The following is a 10,770-nucleotide window of genomic DNA, read 5'->3' as shown; positions in this document are numbered from 1 at the left end:
CTCTATCAGTAAAGGATTCGATCCGATTTTTCCATCCAGCGCTGAAAGACATGGAGAATCTCTTCTCGCATGAGCTGGATCATGGGAATACGGCGCCTACTCGGCTCAAGGCAAAGTTCATCATAAATCGCGGCATCGGCAAAACCAATATTGGCCGCATCTTCTCGGCTAGCGGCGTAGTAGATACCATCGAGATGGGCCCAGTAAGCAGCCCCCAAGCACATGGGGCAAGGTTCACAACTGCAATATAAAACACAACCCTCGAGATGAAAATGATTGATATGCTTGCAAGCCATGCGAATGGCTTGAATTTCCGCATGGGCGGTGGGATCGCACGCTTCAACGACTCCATTACAAGCATGCGCCAAGATCTCCCCATCACGCACAATCAGGGCACCGAAAGGCCCTCCAAGATCATCATCCATGCCTTGACTTGCTAGCCTAATCGCCTCTGCCATAAACTCTGGATTCATAAATCCTCCGCAAAAAACCCGCGACTTCAGCCGCGGGAGGAAAGGTTAATTAAGCCGGCGACTCAACCACAAGTCTAAATGTACTGTTAGAGTAAAATAGCACTTCCGTTAGTAGAGGACCCTAGAGCGATTGTCAAATGACGGCAGTATTAGAACTCCTTAACCTTAGCAAATCTTACTGGGAAGGCGAGACTGAGCATCGGGTACTCCATGGGCTCACCGCCACTGTGCAAAAGGGTGAATGCGTGGTTCTGCTTGGGCGCAGCGGCTCGGGTAAATCCACCCTCCTCAACCTCATTGCGGGTATCGATTTTCCCAGCACCGGTGAAGTGAAAATTAATGGGATATCCCTGACTCAACTCTCCGAGGAAGATCGGACCTTGCTGCGCCGGCGCCATATTGGGTTTGTCTTTCAATTCTTCAATCTCATTCCCACCCTCACCGTAGAAGAAAATCTGCTGCTGCCACTCGAGCTTAACGGCCGCAATAGTCCCGCTGAGCGCGCTCACGCCCGAAATTTGCTCCAGGAAGTGGGTCTCCTAGAGCGGGCCCAGAGCTCTCCGGATGAACTCTCCGGTGGCGAGCAACAGCGGGTGGCCATCGCCCGAGCCCTGGTCCACGATCCCTTGCTCATACTGGCTGATGAACCCACGGGAAATCTGGATCTGGAAACCGGACAACGGGTTTTATCCCTCTTAGACCGTCTCACCAAACAAGCCGGCAAAACCCTCATCATGGTCACCCATAGCCCAGAAGTGATCGGGCAAGCGGATCGCATTCTGCGGTTGCGCAGCGGGGGATTGGTGGCCGAGGAGTTCCCCCAATGATGCCAGTACTATGGCGAGCCAACTGGCGCAGTTTAAGGCAACACCCTTGGCAGATCGCCCTAGCGCTGCTAGGTATTGCCCTTGGAGTGGCCGTTGTCATTGCCATTGACCTTGCCAATACCAGCGCCCAGCGGACGTTCGTCTTAGCCACTGAAAGCGTGGCAGGGCGGGCAACCCATCAGATCATTGGCGGACCCGATGGACTTTCAGAACAGTTCTATCTCCGGCTGCGTTTGCATCACAAAGTAGAGCCTGCCGCCCCTATCGTGGAAGGTAGCGTTTACCTGACGGGTGAAAATGATCGGCAACTGCGGCTGCTGGGTATCGATCCCTTTGCAGAGCAACCCTTCCGCAATTATTTGAGCAGAACAGGCACGGGCTCAGAAATCGACATTCCCGCCCTGCTCACGGAACCCGGCACGGTCGTACTGGAGCAAGCAACAGCCCAACGATTGGGGTTTCAACAGGGGGATCAATTCACCATCCGGGTGGGAACTCGGAACATCCGCTTGACGGTGGCGGGCATTTTTCAGGGAGACACCCTGGCCCAAGAAGGTCTTGCGGACTTACTCATGGCCGATATCGCCACCGCCCAGGAGGTTTTAGGCCTGCTGGGAAAGCTAAGCCGCATTGATCTGATCTTGCCTTCTGGCAAAGCCGGGGTCGCCCAACAAACACGGCTAAAAACCCTCTTGCCGCCGGGAGCAGAGCTTATCAAAACCAGTGCCCGCAGTCAGGCCGTAACGGAAATGACCCGGGCCTTTCAAATTAACCTCACGGCCCTTAGCTTACTGGCGCTACTGGTTGGAAGCTTTATCGTTTACAACACAGTCACCTTTCTCTGGTTGCAACGACGGCGTCTCATTGGCTTATTACGGGCCATTGGCGTCGTTCGAAAACAAATATTCCTATTGCTTCTCAGCGAAGCGCTCGTTCTTGGCGTCCTAGGTTCGGTAGGGGGAGTACTCCTGGGCATCGGTCTAGGCGAATTCCTCCTGGGGTTGGTAAGCCAAACCTTCAACGATCTTTATTTCGCCCTTCAGGTCCGCGACCTGTCTATCTCCTCAGAGAGCTTGGCCAAAGGCATCGCCCTGGGTCTAGGGGCGACCCTTGCGGCCACTTTGGTTCCCGCCCGGGAAGCGACCCAGGTACCCCCAGGGACTGCCCTCCGCCGCTCCCCCTTGGAAGCCCAAGCCCGGCGTTGGTTGAAGGGAAGCGCCTTGATAGGCGGCGGCGTCCTCACCGTGGGAACCCTACTGCTACTGATGCCGAGTAAAAGCATCCTCTTAGGCTTTGTGGGCCTGACCGGACTGCAAGTAGGATGTGCCCTACTGGTGCCGGCCCTGGGCACGCTCTTGCTCGCCCTGGCCCGGCCATTACTGGGGCGTGGCTTTGGGACTCTAGGACAATTGGCCGCCCGGGGCATCGTGGCGAGTCTCAGCCGAACCGGCGTGGCAATGGCTGCCCTCACCCTGGCAATTTCCGCCACGGTAGGAATCGGCGTCATGATTGATAGCTTTCGGCTTTCAGTCAGTCAATGGCTCTCCACTACTCTACAAGCCGACCTTTATGTCTCTATTCCCGGTTCCCACTCCACTCCCGCCACCAGCGCCCTAGATTCGATCTTGATTGAACAAATTTCCAAGACTCCAGGAGTCGCCACCATTAGCACTACCCGTTGGATACGGCTGGAGGACAGGAAAGGGTTGACCGACATGGTGGCCCTTGAGCCCGCCCCCCAGAGCTTTGCCAGTTTTCAATTTACGGCGGGAGATCCAGAAAAGGCATGGGAGGCGTTTGTCCATGAAGGGGCCGTGCTGATTTCTGAGTCCTATGCTTATCACCATAACCTATCACCCGGTTCAAGTCTCCGCCTGCGCACCGACCAAGGCCCACAGACCTTTACCGTAGCAGGGGTTTACCGCAGTTACGGCTCGGATCGGGGGGTCGTGACTATCCACCGCCACACGTATCAACGCTATTGGTCCGATAGCGGAGTCTCCGGCATCGGGATTTATGTCCAACCCAATATAGACCTTGAATCACTTCGTCAAACCCTGCTGGAAAAAATCAGTCCAGAACATGAGGTGCAAATCAGAACGAACCGGTCCATTCGTGAATTGTCGTTGCAGATCTTTGACCGCACCTTTGCCATCACTGAAGTCGTACGCCTACTCGCTGGCTTGGTCGCTTTTGCCGGTATTTTTAGTGCTTTGATGGCACTTCAATTGGAGCGCACCCGGGAATTTGGAATACTCCGGGCCACAGGACTTATCCCCCGGCAATTATGGTGGCTGGTGACGGGACAAACCGGACTGATGGGGCTGGTTTGCGGCCTGTTGGCCCTTCCTCTTGGGTTGCTGTCAGCCATGGGACTCATTTATGTGATTAATCGCCGCTCTTTTGGCTGGAGTATGGAGTTTGCCATTTCTCCAGAGATTCTTTTTCAGGGAATTCTGCTGGCCTTAACCGCAGCCTTATTAGCGGGTATTTATCCAGCATGGCAAATGGCCAACACTACCCCGGCTGCGGGACTGAGGGAGGAGTAATAGCAAATTCCTTCTTATCCCCCCTCCCTTGGAGGGAGGGGGAAATCAAGAACCTAGATTCTAGGTAGCGGTGGCGGGTTTCTCTTCGTTCCTCCTACAGCTCTACGCGAGAACCTACCGACAGGGACAAAGAAATAGAGACGAGGAACAACCTAGATTCGGTTTTTAGCCGCCAATGCACGCGAATAATACCAATTTAATCAAAGAATGCAATTTATTAAGATCTCAAGTGGTTGTTTAGACTGAAGCTATACAACGCAAAATGACATGAAAACACTTATAAAAAATGGCCTTGAATAATTTTCTGACGGGTCAACGCTTGCCTGTCTTTAAACTATTGAAATATTTGCGTTCATAGGCGTTAATTCGCGGCTAAATATTTTATTTTAGGAGAATTAACAAGCAGCGATGGGTACCCTTGAAATGGAAAAGGGAAGCTACAATCAGAGGTGAGTTTTGCCGTACACAATTCATCCTAGTAAAGAATTTTCCAACGGCTTCTCAGCCCTCAAGGGGGAGGGAGTGCTATAGCATTTCCTTTATAGAAGAGATACGGTTAAGCTGAAAGACTTACCAACCACTTCTAAACCGTGCCCTTTGTCCGGAGGGGGTACACCTTTGACGAAAGAGGATATCCTTTCCTATGCCGGTGCAGAATTGTTTGTTCAATCCCGTTTGCTGATAAGGGCTGGCTCAGGTAAAAACCTTGAATCGAATCACAATGGTGCTCTTTAAGGAAGGCTTCCTGCCCATGGGTTTCCACCCCTTCGGCAACCACTTTCAAACGCAGACTATGGGCTAACGCAATAATCCCGACAATAATTGCAGCATCATCGGAATTATCCATGATGTCGCGGACAAAACAGCGGTCAACTTTTAATGTATCGACGGGAAAACGTTTCAAATAATTTAACGAGGAATAACCCGTACCGAAATCATCAATCGCCAACTTGATCCCCATTTCCCTCAACTTACGGAACTTAGGTATGGCTGCATCGGCGCATTTCATGACCACGCTTTCAGTAATCTCAAGCTCTAGCAGTTCTGGGGACAAACCCGTTTCTTCCAGGACCGCTATAATCTTATCTACCAGATCCCCCTTTTCCAACTCTCGTCCCGAGACATTCACCGCAATACGGAAAGGTCCAAATCCTTGCCGTAACCAGGACTGCATTTGGACACAGGCCTCTCGCAACACCCATTTGCCAATGGACACGATAAGCCCGGTCTCTTCCGCTAGGGGGATAAACTCGGATGGCGAAACCAGGCCACGTTCTGGATGATGCCAACGTATGAGCGCTTCCATGCCGATGAGCTTTCCAGTGCTCAGCTCCACTTGCGGCTGATAACAGACAGTAAACTCCTTTTTATCCAGCGCCCGGCGCAGATCCGCCTCCAAGACTAACCGCCTAGCGGCCGCCGTTTCCATACCTTCTTCATAAAATTGGTAGCTATTGCCTTGCTCCTTAGCACGGAACATTGCAGTATCAGCATGCTTAATGAGCGTGCTAGTATCTTCGCCATCATTAGGATAGAGGGAAATGCCAATGCTGGTGCTGATATACATTTCCTGCCCCAAAAAAGCAAAGGGCTTAGAAAGCACACCGCAAATTTTAGTGGCCACTCCTTCCGCAACCTCGGACGAACTAATCTCTTCCAAGATTACCGTGAATTCATCACCCCCTAGCCGAGCCACCATGTCCCCAGAGCGGAGACAATGCACAATGCGATCAGCGGCCGCCTTCAGCAGTAAATCACCCACGTCATGGCCGAGGGTATCATTAACAAGTTTGAAGCGGTCTAGATCAAGAAATAGAATTGCAAACATTCTTTTCTCAGAATGAACCCGGTTCAACAACTTCTCAAGATGCTTACGAAACAGGGCGCGGTTTGGCAAACCAGTTAATGAATCATGATAAGCAAGTTGATGAACATGTTTCTCAGCGCGGCTGGCATCGAGCAGGCGGGCCACCCGCTGCCGTAATACACCAAAGTGCAATGGCTTGGGGATATAATCGGTCGCACCCGCGGAAAAAGCTTGCTCAATGGAATGCTCATCATCCAAAGCAGTAATGATTAATACCGGCGTGTGCCTACTGCCCGGCATATCCCGTATTTGAGTGCAGGCCTTGAAGCCATCTAATAGCGGCATGACCGCATCCATCAGAACAAGGTCCGGCATCTGCCGTCTACAAAATGCAAGCGCCTGCTCGCCGTTTACCGCCTCCTCAATCCGGTAACCGCCCTCTTCCAATACATTACGCAAAGCCATGCGCATGGCCCGATCGTCGTCGACGATGAGCACCCGCGATGGTCTCTTGTCCATAGCGCCATAAGATTCCGGCTGAATTTCCTGTTGTAGTGCTTCTTTAACCAGGGAATATTCCGAAACTAACACCGCTAATAATTCTCTAGCCCCTTTGGTGGAACCGGAGCGCCCCAACTCTTCTAATTGCTTAGCCACAGAAGCAAGCCGGGCGGCCCCAAAATTCTTAGCACTGCCCTTAATGCTATGGGCCATATCCCTGAGTTCCTTAGTTCCGTTTTCAATGATCGCTTTTCGCAGCAAGTCCAGATAGATGGGGGTATCCTCAAGAAAGACCTCAATCATTCTAGAAAAGGTGTCACCTACACTGGCACGAAGCTGATTGAATACCTCTGGATCTAATGGAGTCTCATCATCCAGACTTTCTAGTTGAGTACCTGAGGAATCTACGCTAGTTGTGCTTGAAGAACTTAAGCACAACCAATACTGTAGTTTGTCTCGCAATAAATTTAGCCGGAGGGGTTTTGGCAAGTAGTCGTTCATACCTACCGAGAGACACTTATCACTGTCACCTTCTCGAACATTGGCGGTCATGGCAATAATGGGTACCTGCACTTTGCCAGCTTCCAAGCTCCGAATCCGACGAGTCGCCTCATAGCCGTCCATCCGCGGCATATGGCAATCCATCAGCACTAAATCGTAGGATTTACGGGCCACTAGATCCAATGCTTCTTGCCCATTAGCCGCCACTTCCACATGGCAACCAAACCGCTTTAACATCCCGACAGCCACCTGCTGATTCACCCGATTATCTTCCACCACCAAGATATAACGATTGGCGAAACTCGGTTCTTCCATTGCCGCGAGCGGAAGTTCTGGCTGTCCCTTCCCGCTTTGTTTAACCGTGGTCACAATAGCATTATATAAGGGAGACTGCTGCACCGGCTTAGCGATATAGTTCACTACCCCAGGTAAGTGGGAAACATCAACTGTAGGCTGGTGCTGACGCCCCATTAGTATGATTTTAACGGATGAAATCTGGGGAGATTCGGCAATCCGATGCACCAGATCCACTCCCTCCATACCTGGCATATTTTCATCAATAAGGGCAAGATCATAGGCCCGACCCTGAATCGCGGCACTGCGTAACATCTTTAGGGCCTGTTGCCCATTCTCAGCGCTACCATGGTACATTCCCCAAAAGCTAAAGGTCTGTTCTAAAAAACGGCGACTTACGGTGCTGTCATCCACAATCAATAACCGCAATCCAGCCACATTGGCCCTATTGAGGTCCCGCCGTTCTTGAAGTGCCACCGCTTCTTCCAACGGTACAGTAAACCAAAACCTGCTCCCTCCGCCGAACTTGCTCTCTACCCCAATATCTCCCCCCATTAAGTCCACTAACTGGCGGCAGATAGCTAAACCTAAGCCCGTACCTCCGTACTTACGTGTAGTGGAACTATCCGCTTGGGAAAAGGCCTCGAAAATGTGTTTCTGAAATTCTATCGGAATGCCGATTCCAGTGTCCTTTACTTCAAACAGCAGCACTAATTTTTTTGCTGTTTTCTCAAGAAGCTGGACCTCGACCGACACCTCCCCTTGTTCGGTGAATTTGACTGCATTGCCCATTAAATTAATAAGGATTTGCCGAATTCGGGTCGCATCGCCCCGTAGCGATGGAGGGACATTTTTAGCCACCACATAACCTAGATCCAAATCTTTTCGCTGGGCTTGACCAGCAAGCAAACCGATAGCATCATCCAAAATTTCTTGTAAGTAAAAATCAGCCGGATCGAGCTTAAATCTTCCTGATTCGATACGGGAAAAATCCAATATATTGCCGATGAGTTCTAATAGGGTCTCTCCCGAGTTGCATGCCACCTGAACATACTCTCGCTGCTTAGGAGTCAATCCCATATTGCGCAACAACTCAAGCATGCCTAGCACTCCATTGAGAGGAGTACGAAGTTCATGGCTGACATTGGCCGCAAACTCTCCTTTAATGCGGGCAGACTCCAAAGCAGCATCGCGAGCCCTTTTCAATTCCTGTTCCCGTGCCTCTAGAACAGTCATCATCGTATTAAAGGCACTCTCCATATCCATAATATCCTTAGGACCATCCATCTCAGCGCGCACTTGCTTCTCACCTAATTGAGCCTGCCTCATGGTCTCCGCTAAGTTCCTCAAGGGCGTGGTTATCCGCGCCGTAATCCCAAGCAAGACAAGCAATAATACTGCCGCTAGGGCGATGGACACCAACAAATTGCCATGTAAGATATCCGTTGCTAAAGTCTTTAAGGTATCTTTGCCCATGACTACCCGGACAAAACCTATTAGTTCCGGATCAGGGGGATTGGCTATAAAGGGCGATTCTTCCTGTTCAGTATTCCCCTGGCGGGTATAAACTGGCGCCACGAAGTACCATGCTTTTTCTGTTTCTCGCTCTAGCCACAACTGTTTCGGCCACTGTACATTATCTCCTGGCGGCAAAGCTTTTTGCCCCTTAGAAAGCAATACTTGATATTCCAAATCGTAAATGGCCACGCCTTGAATATCCGGGAAAGCTAACGTTGCGTTGGCGGCCTCCTTGGCATTATCGGCGCTTTGGTAGAGTAAGGCGAGCGTGCTTTGGGTAGCAAAAGTCTCAGTAGCACGGCGCCCCTGCTCAATCAGAGTAGTACGAACAGTGCGACTCGATAGGGTTGAAATGGCGAAAGATGAAAACAAGGCCAAACAAAGAATTCCGATAGTAAAAGTGAGTACCAATTGCTGACGGAATCCTATTGGTCCACGAAAAATCCGTAACAATCGCCTCACTCTGGCCTCCTATTGCAGCGGAAAAATCAAATCAAATTCCCGCTTCATCTGACTTGTCAGTTTAAGCCCTAGGTGCTCAGCGGTACGAATATTGACAGCAATCAAAAGATCGCGCAAAGGCATGACACTTAAAGGAATATTGTCACCATTTTGGATCTGCTTTAAGGCAATCTCGGCGAGGCTGCGTCCCATATTCTCATTGTCCGGGTATAAAGCAAAAAGAACTCCCCTTTTTAAATGAGATAAATTGCTAGAGAATACGACTAAATTTCTCTCCCAGGCTTCTTGCAATATCAATGGCAAAACCGCCTGTTCATCAAGGATACTATCTTGTAACAACCAAATGGCATCTGTTTCACTTTCTAATTGACTCAGGACATCGCGGTACAAAGTTGCCGCCTCACGAAAATTTTTTGCTGGCAATGCATTGAGTTTTAAATTATAGTTTCTAATGCTCTCTTCAGCCCGCTCGATAAGCCAATCACTGTAACCTTGCTCGTAAATTACCGTAACTCTCTTAACATCAGGTGTAAGCTCTTTAATTTTCTGAAAGAAAGTTTGCGGATCCGGAGTCAACGAAATCCCTGTCAATTCTGTACCGTCGGGAGCAACCAACACTGCACCTACGACTACTTTAAACATGGATTGTAATTTTCTTGCTGCTAACAAGCCGCGCCCTCCAAGAGCAATAATCACTTGTATTTCTGCTCTTTCAAGCCTTTCTCTTAACATCACAATGTTATAGTCTTTTTCTAGCGCATAAGCATCTATTGGTGTCTTTAATCTTTTTTTTATACCGTTGATAATGCTTAGAAAGACGCTCCGGTAAGGCTCACGGATTTCTGGATAGATAACGGCCACCGGTGATGGACTGGCAAATGCCGCCGGCACCATACCCGCTCCAATCGACATACACCATAGCGATAAAAATAGGCATGGAGAGCAAATTTTTATTCTTTTAATTGGCAACTAGATGTCCCTTACCAGAATTACTAACTGCGAACATCCTTGGTTTTCTAGAAAATTCAAATATTTTATCAATATTTCAGCGTGAACCGCCTACTATCATTTACAGCCAAAATTTATTAATCACTATGTATTGACCCCACCATCGATATCCCAAACTGAGCCGGTCACATAGGTTGCCTCAAGTTGTGCTACAATCACATTGGCTACTTCCTCAGAACTGCCAAAGCGTCTTAGTGGAATTGTCGACAGCAGTTGCTCTTTCGCAGCTCCAAGTTGCTCTGAGGGAATTCCCATCTTAGAAAAAATTGGCGTCTCAATGGCCCCTGGGCAGACCGCATTAACCCGAACACCTCGCGGAGCTAGTTCTACCGCTAAATTTTTTGTAAATGCATTAACGGCCCCTTTCGTCGCCGCATATAGTGAAAAACCTGACGCCCCTCGCTGGGTAATAATCGAAGAAACCGTAGTGATACTACCACTTCTTTTTTCAACTGCAGATAACAAATTTTTTATTAAAAATAACGGCCCCCGAACATTAGTATAAAAAAGTCGATCAAAAACATCCCCATCATAGGCTTCAATGGGAACCGGCTGGGCAATACCGGCATTATTCACTAGCACATCAAGACCGCTATTTCTAAAGGGTGCTGCAAGGGATTCAATATCTGCTAGTTGCCCCATATCCGCAACCAGGGACTCTACTCCAAGCTCGGAAGCAGCTTGTTGCACTTTCTCAGAGTTACGACCAACAATATAGACCTGATATCCTTTTTTTTGTAATTTCCGGGCGGTTGCGAAACCAATTCCCGAGTTACCTCCGGTAATAAGTGCTGTTTTTTTCATTAGATAAAGTTTCTTCCCCTGATAAA

General features: G+C 49.6%; 6 protein-coding genes. 2 read left to right on the top strand and 4 right to left on the bottom strand.

All coding sequences use genetic code 11. The features are described from left to right. Positions 1-5: 5 nt before the first annotated feature. Positions 6-473: a nucleoside deaminase gene (locus tag NHAL_RS06875; RefSeq protein ID WP_013032452.1), complete on the bottom strand. Its 468-nt coding sequence runs from the start codon at positions 471-473 to the stop codon at positions 6-8. 137 nt (positions 474-610) lie between these two features. On the opposite strand from NHAL_RS06875, the gene NHAL_RS06870 reads away from it, so the two are divergent. Both NHAL_RS06870 and NHAL_RS06865 read left to right on the top strand, forming a co-directional pair. Continuing rightward, positions 611-1,300: an ABC transporter ATP-binding protein gene (locus NHAL_RS06870; RefSeq protein ID WP_013032451.1), complete on the top strand. Its 690-nt coding sequence runs from the start codon at positions 611-613 to the stop codon at positions 1,298-1,300. Next, complete coding sequence (locus NHAL_RS06865) at positions 1,297-3,849, top strand: FtsX-like permease family protein (RefSeq protein WP_013032450.1); 2,553 nt, start codon at positions 1,297-1,299, stop codon at positions 3,847-3,849. The genes NHAL_RS06870 and NHAL_RS06865 overlap by 4 nt, the downstream gene beginning before the upstream one ends. A 583-nt stretch (positions 3,850-4,432) precedes the next feature. Here the strand turns inward: NHAL_RS06865 and NHAL_RS06860 are convergent. From NHAL_RS06860 to NHAL_RS06850, 3 genes are all read right to left on the bottom strand, one after another. Further along, positions 4,433-8,932: a response regulator gene (locus NHAL_RS06860; protein ID WP_013032449.1), complete on the bottom strand. Its 4,500-nt coding sequence runs from the start codon at positions 8,930-8,932 to the stop codon at positions 4,433-4,435. A 9-nt stretch (positions 8,933-8,941) separates the two neighbouring features. Continuing rightward, positions 8,942-9,826, bottom strand: coding sequence for an ABC transporter substrate-binding protein (locus tag NHAL_RS06855; protein WP_013032448.1), 885 nt, complete (start codon positions 9,824-9,826; stop codon positions 8,942-8,944). A 198-nt stretch (positions 9,827-10,024) separates the two neighbouring features. After that, on the bottom strand, positions 10,025-10,744 hold the full coding sequence (locus tag NHAL_RS06850) for an SDR family NAD(P)-dependent oxidoreductase (RefSeq protein WP_013032447.1): 720 nt from the start codon (positions 10,742-10,744) through the stop codon (positions 10,025-10,027). Positions 10,745-10,770 lie beyond the last annotated feature (26 nt).

It is taken from the genome of Nitrosococcus halophilus Nc 4, from assembly GCF_000024725.1.
Taxonomy (GTDB): Bacteria; Pseudomonadota; Gammaproteobacteria; order Nitrosococcales; family Nitrosococcaceae; genus Nitrosococcus; species Nitrosococcus halophilus.
This window is presented reverse-complemented; position numbering and strand designations above follow the sequence as displayed.

Coding starts and splice junctions, on each gene's coding strand:
- NHAL_RS06875 (WP_013032452.1), bottom strand. CDS start 473: ATGAATCCAGAGTTTATGGCAGAGGCGATTAGGCTAGCAAGTCAAGGC.
- NHAL_RS06870 (WP_013032451.1), top strand. CDS start 611: ATGACGGCAGTATTAGAACTCCTTAACCTTAGCAAATCTTACTGGGAA.
- NHAL_RS06865 (WP_013032450.1), top strand. CDS start 1,297: ATGATGCCAGTACTATGGCGAGCCAACTGGCGCAGTTTAAGGCAACAC.
- NHAL_RS06855 (WP_013032448.1), bottom strand. CDS start 9,826: ATGGTGCCGGCGGCATTTGCCAGTCCATCACCGGTGGCCGTTATCTAT.
- NHAL_RS06850 (WP_013032447.1), bottom strand. CDS start 10,744: ATGAAAAAAACAGCACTTATTACCGGAGGTAACTCGGGAATTGGTTTC.